The sequence below is a fragment of the Variovorax sp. YR634 genome (assembly GCF_900106655.1).
Lineage (GTDB): Bacteria > Pseudomonadota > Gammaproteobacteria > Burkholderiales > Burkholderiaceae_C > Variovorax.
This window is the reverse complement of sequence record NZ_FNOL01000004.1, coordinates 317,840-343,299: the sequence shown is the minus strand read 5'-3', so window position 1 is coordinate 343,299 and position 25,460 is coordinate 317,840. Positions and strand designations below refer to the sequence as shown.

General features: G+C 66.5%; 23 protein-coding genes. 13 read left to right on the top strand and 10 right to left on the bottom strand.

Going from position 1 to position 25,460, the window contains the following annotated elements:
• Positions 1 to 154 precede the first annotated feature (154 nt).
• Positions 155 to 2,329 carry a malate synthase G gene (locus BLV60_RS10540; protein WP_093054054.1) on the top strand — a complete coding sequence of 725 codons (2,175 nt, stop codon included), beginning with the start codon at positions 155 to 157 and terminating at the stop codon, positions 2,327 to 2,329.
• A 57-nt stretch (positions 2,330 to 2,386) separates the two neighbouring features.
• On the opposite strand, the gene BLV60_RS10535 is transcribed toward BLV60_RS10540, so the two are convergent.
• On the bottom strand, positions 2,387 to 3,586 hold the full coding sequence (locus BLV60_RS10535) for a PDDEXK nuclease domain-containing protein (protein ID WP_256328959.1): 1,200 nt from the start codon (positions 3,584 to 3,586) through the stop codon (positions 2,387 to 2,389).
• Positions 3,587 to 3,730: 144 nt separating this feature from the next.
• Between BLV60_RS10535 and BLV60_RS10530 the strand changes: the two genes are divergently transcribed.
• Positions 3,731 to 5,020 carry an MFS transporter gene (locus BLV60_RS10530; RefSeq protein WP_093054050.1) on the top strand — a complete coding sequence of 430 codons (1,290 nt, stop codon included), beginning with the start codon at positions 3,731 to 3,733 and terminating at the stop codon, positions 5,018 to 5,020.
• Positions 5,021 to 5,054: 34 nt separating this feature from the next.
• Here the strand turns inward: BLV60_RS10530 and BLV60_RS10525 are convergent, their stop codons facing one another.
• Both BLV60_RS10525 and BLV60_RS10520 read right to left on the bottom strand, forming a co-directional pair.
• On the bottom strand, positions 5,055 to 5,783 hold the full coding sequence (locus tag BLV60_RS10525) for a hypothetical protein (RefSeq protein ID WP_256328958.1): 729 nt from the start codon (positions 5,781 to 5,783) through the stop codon (positions 5,055 to 5,057).
• Positions 5,784 to 5,787: 4 nt separating this feature from the next.
• Entirely contained in the window at positions 5,788 to 6,015 is a 228-nt protein-coding gene (locus tag BLV60_RS10520; protein ID WP_093054046.1) for a hypothetical protein, read from the bottom strand.
• Positions 6,016 to 6,405: 390 nt separating this feature from the next.
• On the opposite strand from BLV60_RS10520, the gene BLV60_RS10515 reads away from it, so the two are divergent.
• Positions 6,406 to 6,978 carry a fasciclin domain-containing protein gene (locus BLV60_RS10515; RefSeq protein ID WP_093054272.1) on the top strand — a complete coding sequence of 191 codons (573 nt, stop codon included), beginning with the start codon at positions 6,406 to 6,408 and terminating at the stop codon, positions 6,976 to 6,978.
• Positions 6,979 to 6,985: 7 nt separating this feature from the next.
• Here BLV60_RS10515 and BLV60_RS10510 read toward each other — a convergent pair whose 3' ends face one another.
• Positions 6,986 to 7,921 (bottom strand): LysR substrate-binding domain-containing protein, encoded by a 936-nt coding sequence (locus BLV60_RS10510; protein ID WP_093054044.1) that lies wholly within the window; start codon positions 7,919 to 7,921, stop codon positions 6,986 to 6,988.
• An 82-nt stretch (positions 7,922 to 8,003) separates the two neighbouring features.
• On the opposite strand from BLV60_RS10510, the gene BLV60_RS10505 reads away from it, so the two are divergent.
• Genes BLV60_RS10505 through BLV60_RS10490 form a run of 4 tightly spaced genes read left to right on the top strand, consistent with a single transcriptional unit; the run spans position 8,004 to position 10,721 of the window.
• A complete protein-coding gene (locus BLV60_RS10505) occupies positions 8,004 to 8,327 on the top strand; it encodes a DUF2917 domain-containing protein (protein WP_093054270.1) in 324 nt (107 codons plus the stop codon).
• A gap of 33 nt (positions 8,328 to 8,360) precedes the next feature.
• Entirely contained in the window at positions 8,361 to 9,176 is an 816-nt protein-coding gene (locus BLV60_RS10500; protein WP_093054268.1) for an enoyl-CoA hydratase-related protein, read from the top strand.
• 55 nt (positions 9,177 to 9,231) lie between these two features.
• Positions 9,232 to 10,488 (top strand): 6-phosphofructokinase, encoded by a 1,257-nt coding sequence (locus tag BLV60_RS10495; RefSeq protein ID WP_093054042.1) that lies wholly within the window; start codon positions 9,232 to 9,234, stop codon positions 10,486 to 10,488.
• Entirely contained in the window at positions 10,485 to 10,721 is a 237-nt protein-coding gene (locus BLV60_RS10490) for a cysteine-rich CWC family protein (protein ID WP_093054040.1), read from the top strand. Before BLV60_RS10495 ends, BLV60_RS10490 begins: the two co-directional genes overlap by 4 nt.
• Here BLV60_RS10490 and BLV60_RS10485 read toward each other — a convergent pair.
• Positions 10,712 to 12,025: a zinc-binding metallopeptidase family protein gene (locus tag BLV60_RS10485; protein WP_093054266.1), complete on the bottom strand. Its 1,314-nt coding sequence runs from the start codon at positions 12,023 to 12,025 to the stop codon at positions 10,712 to 10,714. The genes BLV60_RS10490 and BLV60_RS10485 overlap by 10 nt on opposite strands.
• Positions 12,026 to 12,153: 128 nt before the next feature.
• Here BLV60_RS10485 and BLV60_RS10480 point away from each other — a divergent pair, with 128 nt between their 5' ends.
• From BLV60_RS10480 to BLV60_RS10465, 4 genes are all read left to right on the top strand, one after another.
• Positions 12,154 to 13,641, top strand: coding sequence for a DHA2 family efflux MFS transporter permease subunit (locus BLV60_RS10480; protein WP_093054038.1), 1,488 nt, complete (start codon positions 12,154 to 12,156; stop codon positions 13,639 to 13,641).
• Positions 13,642 to 13,714: 73 nt separating this feature from the next.
• Positions 13,715 to 14,854, top strand: a complete 1,140-nt coding sequence (locus BLV60_RS10475) for an ABC transporter substrate-binding protein (RefSeq protein ID WP_093054036.1) — start codon at positions 13,715 to 13,717, stop codon at positions 14,852 to 14,854.
• 53 nt (positions 14,855 to 14,907) lie between these two features.
• Positions 14,908 to 15,675, top strand: coding sequence for a class II glutamine amidotransferase (locus BLV60_RS10470; protein WP_093054034.1), 768 nt, complete (start codon positions 14,908 to 14,910; stop codon positions 15,673 to 15,675).
• Positions 15,676 to 15,792: 117 nt separating this feature from the next.
• Positions 15,793 to 18,003 (top strand): TonB-dependent receptor, encoded by a 2,211-nt coding sequence (locus BLV60_RS10465; protein WP_093054032.1) that lies wholly within the window; start codon positions 15,793 to 15,795, stop codon positions 18,001 to 18,003.
• A 9-nt stretch (positions 18,004 to 18,012) separates the two neighbouring features.
• Here the strand turns inward: BLV60_RS10465 and gshB are convergent, their stop codons facing one another.
• Complete coding sequence (gene gshB, locus BLV60_RS10460; protein ID WP_093054030.1) at positions 18,013 to 18,972, bottom strand: glutathione synthase; 960 nt, start codon at positions 18,970 to 18,972, stop codon at positions 18,013 to 18,015.
• On the bottom strand, positions 18,972 to 19,106 hold the full coding sequence (locus tag BLV60_RS34635; RefSeq protein WP_256328954.1) for a hypothetical protein: 135 nt from the start codon (positions 19,104 to 19,106) through the stop codon (positions 18,972 to 18,974). Before BLV60_RS34635 ends, gshB begins: the two co-directional genes overlap by 1 nt.
• Before the next feature lie 145 nt (positions 19,107 to 19,251).
• Here BLV60_RS34635 and BLV60_RS10455 point away from each other — a divergent pair, with 145 nt between their 5' ends.
• Together BLV60_RS10455 and BLV60_RS10450 are read left to right on the top strand one after the other, a co-directional pair.
• On the top strand, positions 19,252 to 19,683 hold the full coding sequence (locus BLV60_RS10455) for a hypothetical protein (protein ID WP_093054264.1): 432 nt from the start codon (positions 19,252 to 19,254) through the stop codon (positions 19,681 to 19,683).
• Positions 19,684 to 19,696: 13 nt separating this feature from the next.
• Complete coding sequence (locus BLV60_RS10450) at positions 19,697 to 20,620, top strand: polysaccharide deacetylase family protein (RefSeq protein ID WP_093054028.1); 924 nt, start codon at positions 19,697 to 19,699, stop codon at positions 20,618 to 20,620.
• A gap of 17 nt (positions 20,621 to 20,637) precedes the next feature.
• Here the strand turns inward: BLV60_RS10450 and BLV60_RS10445 are convergent, their stop codons facing one another.
• The 3 genes from BLV60_RS10445 to BLV60_RS10435 all read right to left on the bottom strand — a co-directional run bounded on the left by BLV60_RS10445 (position 20,638) and on the right by BLV60_RS10435 (position 25,397).
• Complete coding sequence (locus tag BLV60_RS10445) at positions 20,638 to 22,506, bottom strand: potassium transporter Kup (protein WP_093054026.1); 1,869 nt, start codon at positions 22,504 to 22,506, stop codon at positions 20,638 to 20,640.
• Between the two features lie 178 nt (positions 22,507 to 22,684).
• On the bottom strand, positions 22,685 to 24,007 hold the full coding sequence (gene gshA, locus BLV60_RS10440; RefSeq protein ID WP_093054024.1) for a glutamate--cysteine ligase: 1,323 nt from the start codon (positions 24,005 to 24,007) through the stop codon (positions 22,685 to 22,687).
• A 97-nt stretch (positions 24,008 to 24,104) separates the two neighbouring features.
• Positions 24,105 to 25,397 (bottom strand): glutamate-5-semialdehyde dehydrogenase, encoded by a 1,293-nt coding sequence (locus BLV60_RS10435; protein ID WP_093054022.1) that lies wholly within the window; start codon positions 25,395 to 25,397, stop codon positions 24,105 to 24,107.
• Positions 25,398 to 25,460: the final 63 nt, after the last annotated feature.

Below are 25,460 nucleotides of genomic sequence, written 5' to 3'. Positions count from 1 at the left end.
GTTCTTATCAGTGCCTACCCTTTGCGCCCCAGGCCGCTCGCCAGCGATTACCTTCATTTTTGTCACGGATAAATCCCGCTTCCGGCTCTTACTCGCCAGCAAAGTATCGAATAAAGTTCGCCCCAGGATTGCATTTTTCTCAAGGAGAAACCCCATGACCGCCCGCACCACCGCCCACGGACTCCAGGTCGCGACCGAGCTCCACCGCTTCATCGAAGACAAGGTCCTGCCCGCCAGCGGCGTGGCCAGCGACGTCTTCTGGAAGGGCTTCGACGCCATCGTCAGCGACCTCGCGCCGAAGAACATCGCCCTGCTCGCCGAGCGCGACCGCCTGCAGAGCGAACTCGACGCCTGGCACAAGAAGAACCCCGGCCCGATCGCCGACATGCCGGCGTATCGCGCCTTCCTCGAGAAGATCGGCTACCTGCTGCCGCAGCCCAAGGGCACGAAGGCCACCACGGCCAATGTCGACTCCGAACTCGCGCTACAGGCCGGCCCGCAGCTGGTGGTGCCCATCCTGAACGCGCGCTACGCGCTCAACGCCGCCAACGCGCGCTGGGGTTCGCTGTACGACGCGCTCTACGGCACCGACGCCATCTCCGAAGCCGGCGGCGCCGAAAAGGGCAAGGGCTACAACCCCGTGCGCGGCGCCAAGGTCATCGAGTTCGCGCGCAACGTGCTCGACCAGGCCGCGCCGCTGGAAAACGGCTCGCACAAGATGGCCACCGGCTACAGCGTGAAGGACGGCAAGCTCGTCGTCGCACTGCAAAGCAGCAGCACCGGCCTGGCCGATGCCTCGCAGTTCATCGGCTACCAGGGCGATGCCGCCGCGCCGTCGTCGGTGCTGCTCAAGCACAACGGCATTCACCTCGACATTCGCATCGACCGCAGCACGCCCATCGGCAAGAGCGACGCGGCCGGCGTGAGCGACCTGGTGCTCGAAGCCGCGCTCTCGACCATCCTCGACCTCGAAGACTCGGTGGCCGTGGTCGATGCGGCCGACAAGGTGGTCGCGTATTCGAACTGGCTCGGCATCGTCGAAGGCACGCTGACGGAAGAAGTCGCCAAGGGCGGCAAGACCTTCACGCGCGGCCTGAACCCCGACCGCGAATACACCGGCGCCGACGGCAAGCCCGTGAAGCTGCACGGCCGCTCGCTGATGTTCCTGCGCAATGTGGGCCACCTGATGACCAACCCCGCCGTGCTGTATGCCGGCGGCAAGGAAATCCCCGAAGGCATCCTCGATGCCGTGGTGACCACCACCATCGCCACCATCGACCTGAAGCGCAAGGGCAACTCGCGCACCGGCAGCATCTACATCGTCAAGCCGAAGATGCACGGTCCGGCCGAAGTGGCCTTCGCGAGCGAGCTGTTCGGCCGCGTCGAGCAGCTGCTCGGCCTGCCCGCCAACACCGTGAAGCTCGGCATCATGGACGAGGAGCGCCGCACCAGCGTGAACCTGAAGGCCTGCATCGCCGAGGCCGCCGCGCGCGTGGCCTTCATCAACACCGGCTTCCTCGACCGCACCGGCGACGAAATGCACACCGCCATGCAGGGCGGCCCGATGATCCGCAAGGGCGACATGAAGTCCAGCGCGTGGATCGGCGCCTACGAAAAGAACAACGTGCTGGTCGGCCTCTCGTGCGGCCTGCGCGGCAAGGCGCAGATCGGCAAGGGCATGTGGGCCATGCCCGACCTGATGGCCGCCATGCTCGAACAGAAGATCGGCCACCCCAAGGCCGGCGCCAACACCGCCTGGGTGCCCTCGCCCACCGCCGCCACGCTCCATGCGCTGCACTACCACCAGGTCAGCGTGACCGCGGTGCAGCAGGAGCTGGAAAAGATCGACGCCGACGGCGAGCGCGACAACATCCTCAACGCGCTGCTGCAGGTGCCGATCGCGGCCGACGCCAAGTGGACTGCCGAAGAGCGCCAGCAGGAAATCGACAACAACGTGCAGGGCATCCTCGGCTACGTGGTGCGCTGGATCGACCAGGGCGTGGGCTGCTCCAAGGTGCCCGACATCCACAACGTCGGCCTGATGGAAGACCGCGCGACGCTGCGCATCTCCAGCCAGCACATCGCCAACTGGCTGCTGCACGGCGTGGTGACCAAGGCGCAGGTCGACGAGACCTTCCAGCGCATGGCCAAGGTGGTCGACGAGCAGAACGCGGGCGACCCGCTGTACCAGCCGATGGCCGGCAACTTCACGACCTCGTCGGCCTACAAGGCGGCGCAGGACCTGGTGTTCAAGGGCATCGAGCAGCCGAGCGGGTATACCGAGCCGCTGCTGCATGCGTGGCGGTTGAAGGTAAAGGGCGAAGCCTGAGACCCGATCAGGCAAAGCAAGCCAAGCCACACAAACGGCACCTTCGGGTGCCGTTTTTTATGCGCCCGGCGCTTTCTTCCTGGAGGCCCTCTTGAGCTGCGGCGTCATGGATAACTGCCGGATTTCCCGGCGCAACTCTCGTTCGAGTTCCTGCTCGGTCGGCAGGTGCAACTGGTAGCGGCTGGCGAAGATATTGCGCTCCTGCTGCTCGCCCAAGGTGTACTTCACCACGGCATCGTTCTTGTCCGGGCAAAGGATCACGCCCAAAGTCGGGTTGTCGCCTTCAGTGCGACGCTCGCGGTCGTAGTAGTTCACATAGAACTGGATCTGACCGAGGTCGCCATGAGTCAGCTTGCCGACCTTGAGATCGATGAGCACATAGCACTTGAGCACTGCGTGATAGAAGACCAGATCGATGTAGAAGTGGTCGCCGTCGATGGTGATGCGCTCCTGACGCGACACAAATGCAAAGCCCTTGCCCAGCTCGAGCAGGAAGGTTTGCAGGTTGTCGATGAGCGCCTGCTCCAGCTTGGACTCGACCAGCCTCGGGGACTCCGGCAGGCCGAGGAACTCAATGACTACCGGGTCTTTCAAGGCATCGAGCGGCTGCATCACCTCCTGGCCGTGAGTTGCCAATCGCATCAACCCCCTCTTGTCCTTGCTTTTGGCCAGGCGGTCGTACAGCAGGCTGGCCGTCTGGCGCTGGAGCTCACGCACGGACCACGCGCTTCGGATCGCTTCGATCTCGTAGAAGGCACGCGCTTGCGGCCTCGTCACACGCAAGAGTTGGCGGTAGTGACTCCACGAAAGAGACGGGTGCAGCGATCCGGGGCACCAGTCCGTGCCGCCATCGGATTTCCGAGACGGCGTCTCGGAACTGGCTTGAAGAGGCAGCACCAGCGGTGCGGTCGATTTCCGAGACGCCGTCTCGGAAATCAGTTGCGGATAGTCCAGATAGAACTGCCTGAACGCTTCCAGGTTGTCCACGGAATAGCCGCGACCAAACTCGGCATTCAGGCGGGTCGACAGATCGGCAAGCAGCTTGGCCCCATAGCCCGCTCGGCGCCGCCCTCGCTGCTCTTCCTCGACGATCTCGCGTCCGATCAACCAGTTGGCCGCGACCTGTGTCGTGTTGACCGTACGCGCTACACCGGCACGTGCAGCATCCAGGATCTCGCGCACACGGCTGAAAAGCGGCTGCGCGGCTGGCGCACCCTTTGCCGTGCGGGTACTGGGGGAGGTGGAGGGCGTTGGCAATGCGAAGCTCTGAAGAGTTGTCTGGAAATTATGGGGGTACCTGTCATGCTCAGTCGAATGCGCACAAAGCGTCGCCGCCGCGACTACGCGCGCTCCATGATCAACTAGCATCCAGGTCGCCCATCCTTCCTGGCCTCTCGCCCCATGAACCCGAACGCGGCATCCAAGCCCGCGGAGCGCACCGGCAACCCCGGCTCCAGCTCACGCTTTTTCCGCTGGTCCGACTCGACCACCGCGATGCTGATCGCCCTCGCCACCGCTTTCGCCCTGAGCCAGGCCTTCCGCACCGTTGGCGCCATGATGGCCACGCCCCTCAGTGGCTACTTCGGCCTGACGCCCCAGCAACTCGGCATGTGGGCAGGCACCTTCCACTTCGCCTTCGGGATCATGCAGCTCGCTATGGGCGTGTCGATCGACATCTTCGGCGTGCGCCGCACGGTGCTGACAACCTTTCCCCTGGCCGTCGCTGGCGCAGCGCTGTGCGCCGTGGCGCCGAACTTCCACGCACTGCTGCTCGGGCAGGCGTTGATCGGCGTCGGTTGCGCGCCGGCGTTCCTAGCCTGCACGGTGTTCATCGCGCGGCATTTCGATGCCTCGCGCTTCACCGCGATGTCGGGGCTGGTGATGAGCATGGCCGGCATGGGCATCCTGTTCACCGGCACGCCGCTGGCCTTGCTGATCGAGGCTGCGTCCTGGCGCGCCGGCTACGCGGTGCTGGCCGCATTCGCGGTGCTCTCGTGGCTGGTCATTTTCTGGCGCGTGCGCGAGCCCGCCGCGCGCGCGAACCCGCAGCCCGAACCGGCCGAACGCCAGTCGCTGCGCAAGGCCGTGCGCGAACTGCTGCCGCTGTTCGCGATGCCCCACACCTTGGGGCTGGTGTGCTTCGCCTGCGTGTCGTACGCGGCATTCATCACGCTGCGAGGCCTGTGGCTCGGCCCGGTGCTGCACGACCGCCACGGCCTCTCGCTGGTGGCCAGCGGCAACGTCGCACTGGTGATGACCGTCGCCGGCATGATCAGCCCGATGCTGTTCGGCCGCATGGACCCGGGCGGCGCGCGGCGCACGCGCTGGATGATGGGTTGCGCGTTCGCCGGTACGCTGATGTTCGGCGCGATGGCGCTCACGCATTCGCGCATGGTGGACATCGGCCTGCCGATCATCTATGGCCTGCTGTCCGGCTACAGCGTGCTGCAGTACGCGTACACCAAGAACGCTTACCCGGCGGCCATGACGGGGCGCGCGATGGCGCTGATGAACATGGCCATGTTCCTCGGTGTCTCGTTGATGCAGTGGACGACCGGCGTGGCCGCATCGTGGGCTGTGGCGCATGAGGTCGAGCCGTACCGCGCGGTGTTCCTCACGGTGGCGGGCATGCTGGCCGCGGGCACGATTGCGTTCCTCGTGCTGCCGCGGGCGCCGGCGCGAGCTGGCTAGCGCTTGATCGCCAGCATCAGCACGCCGCCGGCGATCAGCCAAAACGCTTTCGCACCTCCCATTGGCTGAGTCTGCGCATGGCGGAGGCGTACACATGATCGCGCCCATACATCTCCCGATGATCGGCTGAACCGAAGGCCGGCTTTTCGCAACCGCCGCGCCGCGTGACCGGGCAGCGGCGCAACACGTCGTAGTACGTCACATCGAGCATCGTCCGCCGCAACTCGGGCAGCGGCGCGAGCGTGACCTCGTCGATCACATGAAAGACAGGCGCCTTGCCGGCCGGTGGCCTGCTCCGCGCAGCGCGATAAGCCAGCTTCTGCGCCTTGCGCGCTTCATGCAGGCGCCGGTTGGGCAGCAGGATGCCGGTGACCGGATGCACGAAGAGTTCCACATGTGCCGCTTCACTCAGTAGCGTGCGAAGGCGGCTCCGCCACCGCTCGGCAGGCACCCACACCTGGCCGTCGCGCAGTTCGGCCCTGCGCTCCACGAAGCCGTCGATGTGCTCGAAGATGTGCGCCTGCACCGTGCTGCGGCGGTCAATGCCGCTACAGAGTTCGGCGTACACCTTGTCCCACGGCCGGTGTACCTGCTTGTGCAACCAGCGCTTGAGCGGCGCGAGGTTTTCGCTGAGCCACTTCGGGTGGGCATGGCCACGCTTCATGCCCAGGTGCGACCCCCGGTCCTTGCTGTTGCGCCACTTGCGCCCATCTCCCTGCACGCGCCAGCCGCCTCGCGGCCGCTCGACGATGACCTTGTCCATGTCTTCACGCATCGTCGCCCCTCCCGCCCAGGCTGCGCGCAGCCTTCTGCAGCGCCACCTTCTGCGCACGCCGTTCCGCGCGGTGCGTACGCAGGTGACGTCCTGCGCCCTGGCTCGATTCGCCGCGCGCCATCGCGGCCACCACTGGATTGCGGGGTGCCGTAGTCGGCACCGAAAAATAGAACCGGCCCAGACGCTTGTCGTCGTCGCGGGCCTTTCGTTGAGCACTCATGTGCACACACTCCAAAAAACAAAAAGGCCCCGGCGAATGGCTGCGCGGGGCCTTTGTCGACGGGCCTCGGCGGATGCGTGGATGCACGTCCGGCCGGGGCGGTCGGTGTGCGGGTCAGGTGTTCAGGAAACGGTTCATTGAATTGGTTTGTCGCCCGGGAGGTTGGTCGTCGCCAGGCGCGGTGAAAAGAAACTGTTGCTGAAAAACGAAGGGCGGATTCTGTCGAGCGCGCTCGTGATGCGCAAGCGCCGCACGCGCGGTTGTGGCGCAAAGCCGACGCGTGAATCCAGTTGCGCGGCCGCGCCGTATTCGACTCAAGCGCATCGCGCCTCCGAGCTGCCGGCGGTTTCCGCAGAGAACTTCAAGAACCATTCTTTTCAGGAGCCTTCAATGAAAAAACTCATGATTGCAGTCGGCGTTTCGGTCCTGCTCGGCGCTTGCGCGGGCGGCATGGGCGGCAGCAGCGGCGGCATGTCGTCGACGAACCCGATGGTCGGCGGCGCCGCGATGTACCCGACGAAGGACATTGTCGACAACGCCGTGAATTCGAAGGACCACACGACGCTGGTGGCCGCAGTGAAGGCCGCGGACCTGGTCGGCACGCTGAAGAGCCCCGGCCCGTTCACCGTGTTCGCACCGACCAACGCGGCCTTCTCCGCGCTGCCGGCCGGCACTGTCGACACGCTGCTCAAGCCCGAGAACAAGCCCACGCTGACCAAGGTGCTGACCTACCACGTGGTGCCCGGCAGGATGGACGGCCCGGCGCTCATGAGCGCCATCAACGCAGGCGGCGGCAAGGCCACGCTGAAGACCGCGAGCGGCGGCACGCTGACCGCGACGATGAGCGGCAGCAACGTGATGGTGACCGACGCCAAGGGCGGCACGGCGATGGTGACGATCGCCAACGTCTACCAGTCGAACGGCGTGATCCACGTCGTCAACAAGGTGCTGCTGCCGGGTTGATCGTCGGTCAGCTTCGCTGCGCGGCCTCGGCTTCGTCGCGCAGCCACTGCGCGAAGTCCTGCGCGTCGCGGTTGCCCGCGGCGCGCCTCGACATCTCGATGAAATAGCCGCGGTGCGATGCGGCGCCTTCGCCGAGCGGCGCCACGAGCCGGCCATCGCGCACCAGTTCGCTCAGCAACGGCAGCCGGCCGATCACCACGCCCTGCCCCGCCACCGCGGCGGCCACGGCATCGGCGTACTGCGTGAAGCGCAGCGTGCTCTTCATGCGCAGGTCTTCCAGCCCCATCACCTTGAGCCAAGGCTCCCAGTCGGCGGTCGGGGCTTCGCTGTGGTCGGGGTATTCCACGGTCAGCAGCGTGAGCTTCGAAAAGTCCGAGAGCTGGCGCAGCGATGCGGCAAGCTGCGGCGAACACAGCGGGATGACGGACTCCTCGAACAGCGCCGGTCCGATGCCGCGGCCAATGGGCGCGAAGCGCACGGCCAGGTCGATGCGGCTGCTTTCCAGGTCGAGCACGTCGAGCGTGGCCGACACGCGCACGTCGACCTGCGGATGGCTGCCGGTGAAGCGCGCCAGTTTGGGAATGAGCCAGATCGACGCGAAACCCGGCGTGGTGGTGATCGCCACCTGGCGCGGCGCCGAACTCGCACGCACACGCGCCGTGGCGTCGCGCAGCCGCTCCAGGCTGTCGGTAACGGCTCGCTGCAGCACGCCGCCGGCCTCGGTGAGCGCCAACGCGCGGTGGCGGCGCTCGAACAGCAGCACGCCCAGGCTGGCTTCGAGCTGCTGGATCTGCCGGCTGACGGCCGATTGCGTCAGGTGCAGTTCGCCAGCCGCCAGCGTGAAGCTCAGCCGGCGCGCGGCCGCCTCGAAACTGCGCAGAAGTTCGAGCGGCGGCAGCTCGCCGCTCATGGCGCCTGGGGCTTTCGCATTCTCTGGGTGCATGCAACGAGTTCCGAATAACCGTGTGCAAATGGGAGGTCGGCTCACTATATTCATTCGTATCACGAATGCAATGGAGCTTGCCATGAGCACCTCTTCTTCCAACACCTCCCGCTTCCACGTCAACCTGCCGAAACGTTCCGTCTTCACCGTGCCCGACGGCGCGGGCGTGGGCATCGAGTGCCGCAGCGGCTCGGTGTGGGTCACGCTCGACCGCGATACGCGCGACATCGTGCTGGAGCCCGGCGACCGCTTCGAGAGCACCGACCACCGGCGCGTGCTGGTGTCGGCGCTGGAGCCGTCGTGCATCACGGTGTCTGACGCACAGCCGGCGGCCATGCCACTGCCCGCGCGTTCGCGCGCATGGTCGCCTTGGCGACTTCTGCCCCACGGGTTGTCCCCGGCTTGACCGTGCTCCATGGGCGCCGAACCATCGATGCCCATGAGCCCCGACGCACCGACACAACCCTTCATCCTCCAGGAACAGGCCGACGGCATCGCAACGCTGACGCTGAACCTGCCCGCCAAGCTCAACCCGATCGCGCACGGCCTGCAGGTCGAACTGCGTGATGCGCTGGAACGCACACGCGACGACCGCTCGGTGCGCGCCGTGATCCTCACGGGCGCCGGCAAGGCCTTCTGCGTGGGCGCCGACCTGAGCGCGATGGCGCCGGGCGACAAAGACAAGTCACTGGGCACACAGACTGCCGAGTGGATGCAGGAGCTCAGCAACCCGCTGATCGAAACGCTGCGCAGCTTGCCGGTGCCGGTAGTTGCCGCAGTCAATGGCCCTGCGGCCGGTGCCGGCGTGGGCCTGGCGCTGGCAGCCGACGTGACCATCGCGGCACGCAGTGCCTACTTCTACCTGCCCTTTTTGCCGAAGCTCGGCATCGTGCCCGACCTCGGCTGCACCTGGGCCATTCCGCGCCGCGCCGGCCGGGCGCGCGCGATGGGCATGGCCCTGCTCGACGAGCGCGTAGGCGCGGGGCGTGCCGTGCAGTGGGGGCTGATCTGGGCCTGCGTGGACGACGAGCAGTTGCTGGAAGAAGCCAAGGGCATCGCGCAGCGCCTCGCCCGCCTGCCGGCGCATGCCGTGCTCGAAGCGCGCGAAGCCTTCGAGGCCTCCGAGCACCACACGCTGAAGGAGCAGCTGCACTACGAGAGCGAGCGCCAGCGCGAGCTGATCGACCGCCCCAGCTTCCGCGAAGGCGTGAGTGCTTTCCTGCAGAAGCGGCCGCCTGTCTTCGAGAGCCGCTGACATCCTGACACGCCGGCACTGGCGCCTGCCTTAGGGCTGCGGGAGAATCCCGCGCATGCCCATCCTCAACGCCTTCTACGCCCAGTCGGGCGGCGTCACCTCGGTCATCAACGCGTCGGCCTGCGGCGTGATCGAAACGGCGCGCCGGCACCCGGACCGCATCGGCAAGCTCTACGCCGGGCGCAACGGCATCATCGGCGCGCTGACCGAGGAGCTGATCGACACCGGCGCCGAAACTGCCGAAGCAATCGCAGCGCTGCGCAGCACACCTTCGGGCGCCTTCGGCTCGTGCCGCTACAAGCTCAAGTCACTGGAGAAGAATCGGCGCGAGTACGAGCGGCTGATCGAGGTGTTCAAGGCGCACGGCATCGGCTACTTCTTCTACAACGGCGGCGGCGATTCGGCCGACACCTGCTTCAAGGTGAGCCAGCTGTCGCAGTCGTTGGGCTATGCGCTGCAGGCCATCCACGTGCCCAAGACCATCGACAACGACCTGCCGCTGACCGATTGCTGCCCGGGCTTCGGCTCGGTCGCGAAGTACGTGGCGGTGTCGACCATCGAGGCTTCGTTCGATGTCCGCTCGATGGCAGCCACGTCGACCAAGGTGTTCGTGCTCGAAGTGATGGGCCGGCACGCGGGCTGGATCGCCGCGGCGGGCGGCCTGGCGGCGGACCAGGGCATTCCGGTGGTGGTGCTGTTCCCGGAGATCGAATTCGACAAGGCACGCTTCATCGCACGTGTCGATGAACTGGTGAAGCAGCACGGCTACTGCTCGGTGGTGGTGTCCGAAGGCTGCCATCACCCCGACGGCACATTCCTCGCGGAGCAGGGCACGCGCGACGCCTTCGGCCATGCGCAGCTCGGCGGAGCCGCGCCGGTGGTGGCGCAGATGGTCAAGGAAGCGCTGGGCCACAAGTTCCACTGGGCCGTGGCCGACTACCTTCAGCGCGCGGCGCGCCACATCGCCTCTGCCACCGACGTGAAGCAGGCCTACGAGCTGGGCCAGCGCGCGGTGGAGCTGGCGCTGGAAGGCCGCAACGCGGTGATGCCGACCATCGAGCGCACGTCCGACGTGCCGTATGCCTATCGCATCGGCAGCGCGCCGCTCGAATCCGTCGCCAACGTCGAGAAGCCGATGCCGCGCGATTTCATTTCGGACGACGGCTACGGCATTACCGAGAAGTGCCGTCGCTACCTGCTGCCGCTGATCGAGGGCGAGGACTACCCGGCCTACAGCGGCGGGCTACCGGTGTACGTGACGCTGCAGAACGTGGCCGTGCCGAAGAAGCTGCCGGCCTTCGAGATCGCATGACCACTCTGGCGGCAGTCCCGGGCCTGATCGACGCCACGCGCTGTCCGCTGTGCGGCGAGCCGAACCGCTGCGCGATGGAGATCGAACGAGAGACGGGGCAAACGCAGCCACCCTGCTGGTGCATGCAGGTCGACTTCAGCAGGGCGCCGCTCACGAACCTGCCGGAAGACATGCGCGGGCTGGCGTGCATCTGCATGCGCTGCGCGACGGGCGAGTCGCCGCCTCAGGGCTGACCGGAGCTTTGCGATTGCGTCTGTGATTGCACCTGCTCGGGTGCAGGGTCGGCCACATCGCCAGCCACCACCATCGTCGGCGCATCACCCGGCCGCTGCTGCGTGATCACGCGGTGAATGAACTGCAGCTTTCCCACCGCCACGCGCGGCAGCACGAAGGGGTAGTAATCGGGCTGGCCCATGCTGCGCGACAGTTCGTTGAGCACGTTGGTGAGCAGCACCCAGCCATTGATGAAGTCCAGGAACTTGCCGGCATCGGGATCTTCCGGCTGCCACAGGTCGTCGAGGGTGAACAGGTCGCTCGTGAGCTCGACGTTGGTCGCGTCGACGCCGAAGCTCATCGCCGTGTCTGCGGTGTCGGCCATGTGCAGGTAGTGGGCCCAGGTCTCGGCCCAGTCTTCCCACGGATGGGTGCTCGCGTAGCTGCTCACGAAGCGGTCGGCCCAGTCGGGCGGCGGGCCCTGCTCGTAGTGCGTCTGCAGCGCGGCGGCGTAGTCGGCGCGGTCGTCGCCGAAGAGCGCGCGGAAGTCGTCGATCCACGGCGTGGGCAGCACCAGCAGGTCCCAGTAGTAGTGGCCGATCTCGTGGCGGAAGTGGCCGAGCAGCGTCCGGTAGGGCTCGCGCATCTCGGCGCGGATGCGCTCGCGCACGGCGTCTTCGGCCTCCTCGGCGTTGAGGGTGATCACGCCGTGCTGGTGGCCGGTCATCACGTGCGGGCCGCCCGGCATGTTGCTGAGGAAGTCGAAGGTCAGGCCGTGCACGGGATCGACATGGCGGCTCACCACCGGCAGACCGAGCGCAAGCAGCTGCGAGATGAGCCGTCGCTTGGCGGTTTCGAGCTTGCGCCAGAGTTCTCCGTTGCTCTCCAGCGAGAGATCGGGGATGGTGCGCGTGACGCTGCAGGCCAGGCAGTAGCCCGGCGCAAGGCCTTGGGTATCGGGAGGCAGTTGTTCGCCGTCGCGCGCGGCGGGCACCATCCAGCTGCAGGCGGCCGGCGTCATGAGGTTCGCGCAGCGGCGGTAGGTGTTGCCGTGCGGATCGCCGAACACGGTGAAGGTGTCGGGCTGCGCGCCCCCGCCCACGGCCGGTGCGAGCGGCATGACGCCGAGCCGGTCGATCACGTAGCCGAGCGGCGTGTGGCAGGCCAGGCATTCGCTGTTGCGCAGGAAGACGGGGCGGCCGCACTGGCAGCGATAGGCGCGGCTGACGGTCGGCGAGGCCAGTTCGGCCGCAAGCGTAGGCGCGCCTTCGGGCTCGATGGCAGCCTGCGGGGCATTGGCTTGTTCGTCGGGTGAAGAGTCCATGTTCTTGTCTTGATCTTCTTGACGCGGAGGGGACAGCGGATGCATTGTGCGGCCGCCTCGCGCAGTCCCGGCCGTGCAAAGACCGATATGCTTGTAGGACGACGGACCCCGAGACATTCCGCCGCCCCATGACCTCCCCACAGACTTCCGAAGCCGCGATCGCGCCGGCCCCGCCTTCCATCGGCTCGCTGCGCGAGCGCTATGGCGAACGCTACCGCTGGTACTTGCTGCTGTCGGTCATGGTGGGGACGATGGCGTCGATCATGTCCTCGACCATCGTCAACGTTGCGATTCCGGGCATGAGCCATCATTTCTCGCTCGGCCAGGAGCGCGCGCAGTGGGTGAGCTCGGGCTTCATGGTGGCGATGACGGTCTCGATGCTCACCACGCCGTGGCTGCTGTCGCGCTATGGCTACCGGCGCACGTACGTGGGCACGATGCTGTTGCTGCTGGTGGGGGGCATCGTGGGCGGCGTGGCCAACGACTTCTCCTTGGTGCTGTTCGCGCGCGTGGCCGAAGGGCTGGCGGCGGGGGTCGTGCAGCCCATTCCGGCCATCATCATCCTGCGCGCCTTCGAGCCGCACGAGCAGGGGCGTGCGAGCGGCATCTTCGGCATGGGCGTGGTGCTGGCGCCGGCCATCGGGCCGAGCATCGGCGGGGTGCTGGTCGATCTGTTCGGCTGGCGCTCGATCTTCTTCATGGTGGTGCCGTTCTGCCTGGCCTCGCTCTGGCTGGCCTACAAGTTCGTGCCCAAGACTGCGCCCGGCGGCGTGGCCGCGGTACGCGGCAGCGGGCTCGACGCGCGCGGGCTGGCGCTGGGCACGGTTGGCACGCTGTGCCTGCTGAACGGGCTGGTCGCGCTGCGCGGCGATTCACCGCTGCAGGCGGGCCTGCTGCTGGCCGGTGCGCTGCTGGCGTTCGGCATCTTCGTGTGGTGGCAGCGGCGACTCGCGGCCTCGGGCGGCACGCCGCTGATGAACCTGGCGCTCTTCCAGTACCGGCAGTTCGCGATGGGCAGCGTGGTCGCCTTCATCTACGGCACGGCGCTGTTCGGCTCGACCTACCTGCTGCCGGTGTACATGCAGGTGGGGCTGCACCTTTCCGCATCGCACGTGGGCACCATCCTGCTGCCGGCGGGCATCGTGCTGGCGCTGACCATCGCCGGCGTGGGCCGGCTGGCCGACAAGCATCCGACCTGGGTGCTGGTGACGATCGGGCTCGTGCTGCTGGCAGCCTCGTTCGCGCTGATGATGGTGCTGCGGCTCGACAGCGCGCTGTGGCTGCTGGTGGCCTTCGCGATCATCGGGCGCATCGGGCTGGGCTTCATCCTGCCCTCGCTCAACCTGGGCTCGATGCGGCCGCTGGCCAAGCCGCTGATCCCGCAGGGCGCGAGCGCCATCAACTTCGTGCGCATGCTGGGCGGCGCGGCTGGCGTGAGCCTGTGCGCGATCGTGCTGGAGTGGCGTCTCGCGGCGCACGGCGATTCGCTCGCCAACCCGATGACCAGCCCGGCGCGGCTCGCGGCCTTCGACGAGGTCTTCGCGATGCTCGCCGGCCTTTGCGCGCTGGCCATCTGCGCAGCGTGGCAATTGCGCCGCCCGCCACAGTCAGGGTAAGCACCAAGTAGTACAAAAGAACCCATCGTCTCTAATTGTGAAAATTTGTTAAATCAGTTGGGATGGGTCTTACATGCAACGCAGAAGTTTTATCGCCTCGACGGCCGTGGCGGCCGCCGGGCTCGCTCGGCTCTCTTCCGCGCAAGCCGCCGAAACGGGGGTGAGCGACAGTGAAATCGTGCTCGGCAGTTCGGCCGTGCTGAGCGGGCCGCTCGGATCGCAGATCAAGGTCGTGCACAACGGTGCCGCGCTGGCGTTCGATGCCGTCAACGAACAGGGCGGCGTGAACGGGCGCAAGATCAAGATGGTGGCGCTGGACGACGAGCTGAAGGCCGACAAGGCGGTAGAGAACTACACCAAGCTGCTGAACGACCATCGCGTGTTCGCCTTCTTCGGCTGCGTGGGCTCGGGCACCACGGCCGCCGCGGCCAAGCTGCTGCAGCAGAGCGGCGCGCCCAGCGTGGGCGGCTACGGCGTGGGCGACAGCGCGCGCGAACGCGTCGCGGGATCGGCTTACTTCGTGCGCGCCAGCAACGCCCGTGAAGCGCAGGCCCTGGTCGAGCACCTGGCGACCATCGGTGTGAACAAGATCGCGATCGCCCACCTCGACAACCCCGGCGGCGCCGAGGCGGTCAAGCTGATCGAGGCGGCCATGGTCCCCCACAAGCTGGTGCCGACGGCCAAGGTGGTCGCCAAGGGCGACGGCTCCGACGCCGCCGCCGCCGGCAAGGCGCTGGCCGACAGCCAGTCGCAGGCCATCCTGATGTACCTGGCCGGCACCGTGGCCGGCGAGGTGATCAAGGCCACCTACGCCGCCGGCAGCAAGCCGATGTTCTACGGCATGTCGATCGTGCCGGGCGAAGTCACGGCCAAGGTGGTGGCCCTGCAGGCGGGCGGCCTCGCGATCTCGCAAGTCATGCCCTATCCCTGGGGCGAGGTGGAGACGGTGACGCGCGACTATCGCCGGCTGGCGGAGCGGGCACAGGTACCGGTGGGTTACGGCAGCTTCGAGGGCTACCTGAACGGGCTGGTGATGATCGAGGCACTCAAGCGCACCGGCCGCGACCTGACGCGCGCCCGCCTGCATGCGACGCTGCGCGCGCTCAAGTTCCGCCTGGCCGGCATGGACATCGATTTCTCGACCGGCAACACCACCGGCTCGCGCTTCATCGAAATGGTGCGCGTCACGCCCGAGGGCCGCTTCGTGCGCTGAGCGGCGAGCGGATCCGCCGCACGGCCGGCCGGCACTCGCGCTCTAATAGCGCCATGTGCCAATTGCTAGGAATGAACTGCAACACGCCGACCGACGTGACCTTCAGCTTCACGGGGTTCGCGCAACGCGGCGGCCGCACCGACCACCACGCCGACGGCTGGGGCATCGCGTTCTTCGAGGACCGCGGGCTGCGCCATTTCGTCGACCACCAGCCGGCGAGCGAATCGCCGGTTGCGGAGCTGATCCGGCGCTATCCCATCCAGAGCCGCAACGTCGTGGCGCACATCCGCAAGGCGACTCAGGGCGAGGTCAACCTGCAGAACTGCCACCCCTTCGTGCGCGAACTGTGGGGGCGCTACTGGGTGTTCGCCCACAACGGCGATCTGAAGGAATTCCGCCCGCGGCTGCACGGCAACTTTCATCCGGTGGGCAACACCGACAGCGAACACGCCTTCTGCTGGATCATGCAGGAGCTGGCCAAGTCGCATGCGGGCGTGCCGAGCATCGAGGAGCTGACGCTCACGCTGCGCGAGCTGGCGCCACAGCTCGCGAGCCACGGCACCTTCAACTTCATGCTGTCCAACGGACAGGCGCTGTGGGCCCATGCCTCGACCAACCTCTGGTACGTGGAGCGCCGCCACCCCTTCGTGACCGCGCAGCTGTCGGACGAAGACGTGGAGATCGACTTCGCGCAGCACACCACGCCCAACGACCGCGTGGCCGTGGTCGTCACCGCGCCGCTGACCACCAACGAGACCTGGACACCCTTCGCGCCGGGCGAGCTGCATGTGTTCGTGGACGGGCAGCGATCCGGGTTCTGACGCAGATGTGAAGCCTTTCGACTGACACTTTTTTGCAACATTGCAAGAAAGTATCAACAGGTGGATGCAATCGAGTGAACAATAACCGTTCTCATTTGCATCTTATCTGGATCGTCCATGTCCGCTCCCCGCTTCTTCCTCCGGCCAACCGTGGTCGCGTCGCTGCTCGCGCTCAACACCGTGGCCGCCCTGGCCCAAACCACCACTGCCGAGCCGGCTGCGGCAGCGGCCAGCGGCACGCTCTCCACGGTGACCGTGGAAGCCAGCGCCGATGCATCCGCCGAAGGCCTGACCAAGCCCTATGCGGGCGGCCAGGTGGCGCGCGGCGGGCGGGTCGGCATCCTGGGCAACCAGGACATGATGAGCACGCCGTTTTCCAGCACCAACTACACCAACGAACTGATCCAGGACCAGCAGGCCAAGAGCGTGGCCGACGTACTGCTGAACGATCCGTCGGTGCGCCAGGCGCGCGGCTTCGGCAACTTCCAGGAGCTGTACGTGGTGCGTGGCTTCCCCGTCTACTCCGATGACGTCTCGTACAACGGCCTCTACGGCATGCTGCCGCGCCAGTACATCGCCTCTGAGTTCTTCGAGCGCGTGGAAGTCTTCCGCGGCGCCAACACCTTCCTGAACGGCGCCGCGCCCGGCGGCAGCGGCATCGGCGGCGCGATCAACCTGCTGCCCAAGCGCGCGCCCAACGAGCCGCTCACCCGCGTCGGCTTCGGCGTGCAGACCGGCGGCCAGGGCTTCGTCAACCTCGACCTGGCCCGCCGCTTCGGTCCCGACGACAGCCTGGGCATTCGCGTGAACGCTGTGCGCCGCGAAGGCGGCACCGGCGTGAAGAACGAAAGCCAGCAGCTCAGCGCCTTCGGCGTGGGCCTCGACTGGCACAACCGCAACGTGCGCCTGTCGGCCGACTTCGGTTACCAGGACTACGACCTGAAGGACGGCCGCCCGAGCCTGACGCCCTCGTCCACGCTGCCGATTCCCCGCGCGCCCGACGCCCGCACCAACTTCGCCCAGCCCTGGACCTACTCGAAGGAAAAGGACAAGTTCGCCACCTTCCGCGGCGAAGTCGACATCACCGACAACATCACGGCCTGGGCCGCCGGCGGCGTGCGCCGCAGCGACGAAGACAACGTGCTGTCGAACCCCACGCTCACCGACTCGTTCGGCAACACCAGCAACACTCGCTTCAGCAACACCCGCAAGGACCGCATCGGCACCGCCGAGCTCGGCGTGCGCGGCAACTTCGCGACCGGCCCGGTGAAACACACGGTGGTGGCCTCGGTCGCCAAGTACAGCAACGACCGCGACAACGCGTACACGATCTCGCGCGGCACCATCCGCAACAACATCTACGCACCGTACGCAACGGCATACCCGGTCGCCAACGCCTTCACCGGCAACACGCTGGAAGACCCGCGCCTGACCGACAAGATCGACACCTCGAGCGTGGCCATCGCCGACACCATGTCCTTCATGGACGACCGCCTGCTCGTCACCCTCGGCGCGCGTCGCCAGACCATCGAGCAGACCAGCTTCGCCTACACCACGCTCAAGCAGACGAGCACCTACGACAAGAGCAAGACCACGCCGGTGGCCGGCGTCGTGTTCAAGATCACGCCGACTGTCTCGGCCTACGCCAACTACATCGAAGGCCTCGTCAAGGGCAACGTCGCGGGCACCACGGTGAACAACCGTCCTGTCACCAACGCCGGCGAAATCTTTGCGCCCTACCAAGCCAAGCAGAAGGAAGTCGGCGTCAAGTACGACGGCGGCACGCTCGGCGCCAGCGCCGCGTTCTTCACCACGGACCAGCCCACCTACTACTACTCGGGCCAGACCTACGGCCTGTACGGCAAGCAGCGCAACCAGGGCCTCGAGTTCTCGGTGTTCGGCCAGCCCACCAAGGGCCTGCGCTTGCTCGGTGGCCTGACGCTGCTCGACGCCAAGCAGAAGAACACGCAAGGCGGCGCGACCGACGGTCTCACCGCCATCGGCGTGGCCAAGCAGCAGGCCAATCTCGGCGCCGAATGGGACGTGCCCGGCGTGCGCAACCTGTCGCTGAACGCACGCGTGCTGTACACCTCGAAGCAGTACGCCAACGCCACCAACACGCAGTCGGTACCGTCGTGGACGCGCTTCGACATCGGCGCGCGCTACCTGGTCGACCTCGGCAACGGCCGCGCGCTCACGCTGCGCGCACGCATCGACAACCTGTTCAACAAGTCGTACTGGGCCTCGGTGGGCGGCACGCAGGGCAGCAACTACCTGGTGCTGGGCGCGCCACGCACCTTCGCGGTGAGCGGCACCATCGACTTCTGACCTGCTGCGTCAGCGGCCCTGCGTGCGCAGGGTCTCTTCCAGCGCATCGATGAACATCGCCGGCACGTCGAAGCCGGTCTGTTCGGTGATCTCCTGGAAGCAGGTCGGGCTGGTCACGTTGATCTCGGTCACCGAGTCGCCGATCACGTCGAGCCCTATCAGCAGCAGCCCGCGCGGCGCGAGCGCACGGCCCACGGTCTCGGCGATCTCGCGGTTGCGCGCGGTCAGCGGTTGCGCCACGCCCTTGCCGCCCGCAGCCAGGTTGCCGCGCACCTCGGTGCCCTGCGGAATACGCGCCAGCACGAAGGGCGCCGGCTCGCCCGCGATGATCAGGATGCGCTTGTCGCCCTGCACGATCTCGGGCACGAAGCGTTGCACCATGATCGTCTCTGCGCCGTCCTTGTTGAGCGTCTCGACGATGGAGCCGAGGTTCAGCGCGTCCTGCCGCACGCGGAAGATGCCCATGCCGCCCATGCCGTCGAGCGGCTTCAGGATGATGTCGCCGTGCTCGGCGTGGAAGTCGCGCACGGCCTGCGAGCTGCGCGTTACCAGCGTGGGCGTGGTGAACTGCGGAAACTCCATGATCGCGAGCTTCTCGGGGTGGTCGCGCAGCGCGCGCGGCTTGTTCACCACCTGCGCGCCCTCGCGCTCGGCCTGCTCCAGCAGGTGCGTGGCGTAGATGTATTCGGCGTCGAAGGGCGGGTCCTTGCGCATCAGCACGGCGTCGAAGTCCTTCAGCGCCTTGGCCTCGGTGATGTCGACGCTGTACCAATCTTTCGGGTCGCCGGTCAGCGTGATCTGCTGCACCGTGGCCGTGACCACGCCGCCCGACTTCCACTGAATGTCCTGCGGCAGGCAGGCCGCGATGCGGTGGCCGCGGCGCTGGGCCTCGCGCATCATCGAGAAGGTCGTGTCCTTGTAGATCTTGAAATGATCAAGCGGATCGGCGACGAAGAGGATGTTTTTCATCAGGCGTTCTTTCTTGCGGTGCCGGGAGCGGCGGCTGCCACCGGGATATCGGGCGCGATGTTGCCGGAAGCGGCGATGTCCTTGCCGGCCGGGGCCTTTTCTTCATGCGTCCGGCCGGGCTTGAAGGATCGCATCGGGCGATTGTGCCGGGAGGCCGGCAGCACCAGATTGTCAACAATCTGAATTACATAATGTCAACCATCAGGCACGGGAATTGCACGAACCCAGTCGCGACATCCCGCCGTGCACCGCCATGGCCCAGCAAGATTGGAGAACCCCGTGGACGCATCCGTTTCGCAGCAGAGCAACCCCGCGTTCGACCCCGCCGCCGTGGTCGACGAGTTCCTTCGCCTGGTGATGATTCCCGACCCGCAGTCGGCCTCCCGCTTCACCGCGCCCGGCATCCGCATCCGCTTCACCGGCAACCGCCCGATGCAGGCGCCCGGCGACACCTCCGCCTTCAACGCGAAGCGCTATGCGTGGGTCAAGAAGAAGATCGAGCGCACCGAAACGGTGGCCGGCGGCACGCCCGAGGAAACGGTGGTCTACAGCCTCGGCACGCTCTACGGCGCCTGGCCCGACGGCACGGCCTTCGAAGGCAATCGCTATGTCGACCGCTACGTGGTGCGCCACGGCCTGATCGTGCAGATGGACGTGTGGAACGACAGCGCCGAATGGCTGCTGGTGCGCGCCGGCCTCGCCGTGCTGTGATGAGGCCCCAGGCATGACGACGCGCTGGCCCGACCGGCTTCCCACACACGACCGCTTCGACTACCGGCCCATCACGCGGCGGCCCGACTACGTGTGGCCGAACGGCGCGCGACTGGCGGTGTACATCGGCTTCAATGTCGAACACTTCGCCTTCGGCGACGGGCTGGGCGCATGCATCGGCCCGGCCTCGCCACAACCCGACGTGCTCAACCACGGCTGGCGCGAGTACGGCAACCGCGTCGGCGCGTGGCGCTGCCTGGAGCTGTTCGACGCGCTCGCGCTGCCCACCGGCGCGCTCGTCAACACCGCGCTGTACGACCACTGCCCCGAGTTGGTCCAGGCGCTGGTGGCGCGCGGCGACGAGCTGATCGGCCACGGCCACAGCAATGCCGAACGCCAGGGCGCGCTCGACGAAGTGCACGAACGCGCGCTGCTGCAGCGCTGCCGCGAACGCATGGTGCGCGAGAGCGGGCAGGCACCCGCCGGCTGGCTCTCGCCATGGATCTCGGAAAGCGCCGTCACGCCCGACCTGCTGGCCGAGACCGGCTACAGCTACACGCTCAACTGGTGCCACGACGACCAGCCGCTGCGCATGCGCACACGCGGCGGCGGCTCGCTGTGGTCGGTGCCATATCCGCAGGAGCTCAACGACATTCCGATGATCGTCGGCCGCCTGATGGACGCAAAGGACTTCAGCTCGATGGTGATCGACAACTTCGAGGAGATGCTCGAACAGTCGCGCACGCAGCCGCTGGTGATGGGCCTGGCGCTGCACCCGTACATCGTGGGCCAGCCCTATCGGCTGCGGCACCTGCGCACCGCACTCACGCACCTGGCGCAGGCGCGCGACCGGGGCGACATCTGGTTCACCACGCCGGGAGCGATCGCCTCGCACGTGGAAGGGCTCGCGAAGGAGCGCCCAGGAGAATTCGACTGAGGCGCCCTGCCTGAGCCTCAGATTTCGATCTTCGACCCCAGCTCCACCACCGCATTGTTCGGCAGCCCCAGGAACGCCGCCGCCCCGCTCGCGTTGTGGTGCATCTGCGCGAACAGCTTCTCGCGCCACGGCGCCATGCCGCTGCCGAGCGTCGGAATCACGACGTCGCGCGACAGGAAGTAGCTGGTCGTCATCGGCTCCAGCTGGCAGCCGCGCATGCGCGCGTTTTCGAGCGCGCGCGGCAGGTCGATGTCGTTCTTGAAGCCGTAGTGCACGATGATCTGCCAGCAGTGGTGGCCGAGCGCCTCGATCTCGATGCGCTTGTCCATCGGAATCCACGGCACCTCGTGGTTGCGCACGGTGACGAACATGTTCTGTTCGTGCAGCACCTTGTTGTGCTTCAGGTTGTGCAGCAACGCATTCGGCACGGTGCCCGGCTCGGCCGTGAGGAACACCGCCGTGCCGTCGACACGCGCCGGCGGGCTCACGAACACCGAGTCGAGAAAGGACTTCAGATCGATCGCGTCGGCATGCTGCGCCTCGCCCATCAAACGGCGTCCTTCCTTCCACGTCATCATCAGCGTGAAGACGAAGCCGCCGATCAGCAGCGGGAACCAGCCGCCCTCGAACAGCTTGAGCAGGTTCGACGCGAAGAACAGGAAGTCGACCACGAAGAAGACCGCTGTCGATGCGATGCACAGCGCCAGCGGAAGCTTCCACGCGTAGCGGATCACGAAGAAGGTCAGCACCGTGGTGATCAGCATGTCGGTGGTCACGGCAATGCCGTAGGCCGCGGCCAGGCTGCTCGACGAGCGGAACATGACCACCGCCAGAACGATGGCCACGAACAGGCCCCAGTTGACCAGCGGAATGTAGATCTGGCCCGCCGTGCGCACGCTGGTGTGCTCGATGTTCAGGCGCGGCAGGTAGCCCAGCTGGATGACCTGGCGCGTGACGCTGAAGGCGCCCGTGATGAGGGCCTGCGACGCGATCACCGTGGCCGCCGTGGCCAGCAGCACCAGCGGAATGAGCGCCCATTCGGGCGCCATCATGAAGAACGGGTTCTTCACCGCCTCGGGGTTCTCCAGCAGCAGCGCGCCCTGGCCGAAGTAGTTGAGCGTCAGCGCCGGCATCACGACCGAGAACCACGCAATGCGGATCGGGCTCTTGCCGAAGTGGCCCAGGTCGGCGTACAGCGCCTCGGCACCGGTCACGCACAGCACGGTGGCGCCCAGCAGGATGAAGCTGGTGCCCGGGTTGTCCCACATGAACTTCAGCGCATAGAACGGGTTCAGCGCCTTCAGGATCTCGGGGTGGTGCAGGATCTGCGACACGCCAAGCACGGCAATCGCCAGGAACCACACGAGCGTGATCGGCCCGAAGAACTTGCCGATGCCCGCCGTGCCGCGCTTCTGCACCACGAAGAGACAGAACAGCACGACCAGCGTGAGCGGGATCACGTAGTGCGTGAAGTGCGGCGACACCACCTCCAGGCCCTCGACCGCCGAGAGCACCGAGATGGCCGGGGTGATGACCCCGTCGCCGTAGAAGAGCGAAGTGCCGAAGATGCCGACCACCAGCAGCAGGTGGCGCAGCCTGGGCTTGTCGGCCACCGCGCGGGAGGCCAGCGCCAGCATGGCGACGAGGCCGCCCTCGCCTTCGTTGTCGGCCCGCAGCACGAGCACGACGTACTTGATGGAGACGATGACGGTGAGCGTCCAGAAGAACATCGAGAGGATGCCGTAGACGTTCTCGACGGTGAACGGCACGTGGCCGTGGCCGAACACTTCCTTGACGGCATACAGCACGCTGGTGCCGATGTCGCCATAGACGACGCCGATGGCGCCGACGATGAGGCCGGCTGAGAGATTTTTGGGGGCTGACACGAAGTCGATGGGAAAAGGGCAGGCTGCTGGAATCGACGCGTCAGACACGCCGGGGCGAGGCAAGTGTGAACTTTAGTCCACCTGCGTCACCCTCCCGCCCTTTTGTTTCCGTTGCTGTGGGGCCGCTATTTTGCCGTTGCTTGTGGTCGGCGCAAGCCGCCACAAGCCGCCCCGGCAATCATTCGTAGATTTCGGCGTCCGGATCGGTCGCTTCCATCTCGTAGCTGGCGGCCACCATGGCCAGCCGTCCGACCACGCCATACATGTAGAAGCGGTTGGGCGCGCTGGCGCCAGGCTTGGCGCCGGGCTGTGGCAAGTGCGCACTTTCAGAAAAAGCCAGCGGCACGAAGCTCGCACCCGGCAGCTTGAGGTTTTCGTCGGCGGCGCGCTCGGCATGCACGCGGTAGAAACCGCCGACCACGTAGCGATCCATCATGTAGACCACCGGTTCGGCCACGCCGTTGTGCACGCGCTCGTTGGTGAGCACGCCTTCCTGGACGATCAGCTCGGTGGGTTCGCGCAGCTCGCGGCCGGCGCCGGTCTTGCCGGCCGGGGCGCTGCTGGCGGTGCCGCGCGGCTTGCCGATCAGCGCCTCGACGTCCTTGGCATCGCGCACCGTCACCACGCCCGGGCTGCCGCTGCCGCTGTGGCCGCCCTTGACGACCACAAACGGCTTCTCGTTGATGCCGTATTCCTTGTACTTGCGGCGCACCTTGGTCAGCACCGCATCCACATGGCTGGTCAGCACGTCGATGCCGCGGCCCTCGGCCACATCCACGCCTTCGGCGCGCGCATAGATCGGGTTGATGAGCCACGGGTCGATGCCCAGCAGCTTGCCGAGGCGCTTGGACAGCTCCTCGTAGCTGTGCAGGTGGTTGCTCTTGCGGCGCACCGACCAGCCTGCGTGCAGCGGCGGCAGCAGATACTGCTCATGCAAATCTTCGAGGATGCCGGGCGTTCCCGCAGAAAGCTCGTTGTTGAGCAAAATTGTGCACGGATCGAAGTTCTTCAGCCCCAGTCGGCGCTTGCTGCGCACCACCGGCTCGAGCGTCACGGTTTCGCCGTTCGGCAGTTCGATCTTCTTGGGCGACTTGATGGCCGGATCGATTGACCCAATGCGCACGTTGAGCCCCGCCATGTGGAAGATGCGCACCAGTTGCGCGACGTTGGCGAGATAAAAGGTATTTTTGGAGTGATTTTCCGGAATGACGAGCAGGTTGCGCGCTTCCGGACAGATCTTCTCGATGGCCGCCTGAGCAGCCTGCACCGCCAGCGGCAGCATCTCCTTGGTGAGATTGTTCCAGCCGCCCGGAAAGAGGTTGGTGTCGACCGGGGCCAGCTTGAAGCCGGCGTTGCGGATGTCGACGGCACTGTAGAACGGCGGCGTGTGCTCCATCCACTCGAGCCGGAACCAGCGCTCGATGGCGGGCATCGAGTCGAGCACCCGCTGCTCCAGTTCGTTGATCGGGCCGGTCAGGGCGGTGACGAGATGCGGAACCATGCGGCGGCCTTGTTGGTTTTGTGCTTAAAGGTGGAGCGGAATTGTAGGATTTGGGGATGGCCGCCCCAATGACAAGACCGCACGCGGGCGCATCGGATCAGGTCCGGACTTCGCCCTGCCCCAGCACCACGTACTTGAGCGAGGTCAGTCCTTCGATGCCCACCGGACCGCGGGCGTGGAACTTGTCGGTGCTGATGCCGATTTCGGCGCCCAGCCCGAACTCGAAGCCATCCGCGAAGCGTGTGCTCGCATTGACCATCACGCTGGCCGAATCGACCTCGCGCAGGAAGCGTTGCGCATGCACGTGGTCGCGCGTGACGATGGCGTCGGTGTGGTGGCTCGAATAGCGGTTGATGTGCGCGATGGCCTCGTCCACGCCGGCCACCACCTTGATGCTGATGACGGCGGCCAGGTATTCCTCGGACCAGTCGGACTCGACCGCATCGACCACCCGGGCCTTCGGATCGAGCGCCTCGTCGGCGCGCAGGATGGCGGCAGCCACCGGGTCGCAGCGCATTTCCACACCCTTGGCCGCGAAGATGGCGGCAATCTCGGGCAGGAAGTCGTCGGCCACGGAAGCCGACACCAGCAGGCCTTCGGCGGCGTTGCAGGGGCTGTACTTCTGGGTCTTGGCGTTGTCGACGATGCGCAGCGCCATGTCGAACTCGGCCGTGTCGTCCACGTAGACGTGGCAGTTGCCGTCCAGGTGCTTGATGACCGGCACCTTGGCGTCGCGGCTGATGCGCTCGATCAGCCCCTTGCCGCCGCGCGGAATGATCACGTCGACGAACTCGGGCATGGCGATGAGCTGGCCGACGGCCTCGCGGTCGGTGGTCTGCACCAGCTGCACCGCTTCGACCGGCAGGCCGGCTTCGGCCAGCGCCTCGGACACCAGCAGCGCCAGCGCCTTGTTCGACTCGATGGCTTCCGAGCCGCCGCGCAGGATGGCCGCGTTGCCGCTCTTGATGGCAAGGCTCGCAGCCTCGATGGTCACGTTGGGCCGGCTCTCGTAGATCATGCCGAAGACGCCGATCGGCACGCGCATCTGGCCCACGCGGATGCCGCTGGGCTGCTGCTTCATGCCGATGATTTCGCCGATGACGTCGGCCATGCCGGCAAGCTGTTCGCAGCCGATGGCCACGGTCTCGATGACCTTGGGCGTGAGCTTGAGACGATCGACCATCGGCGCCGAGAGGCCGGCGGCGGTGGCGCGTTCCAGGTCCTTCTGATTGGCGACCGCCAGCACCGGGCCGGCTTCGCGCAGACGCCGGGCCAGCGCCTTCAATGATATGTTTTTGGTAGCTGCATCCGCACGGGCCATGAGGAATGCAGCGGCTTTGGCTTGCAGACCCAGGGTCTGCATGTGCTCGCTGACGTTGAACGCGTTCATGTACGCATTTTCCCACGCCGACCTGTGACCCGGCTTACACGGGCCTTTTGATGGCTGGAGCCA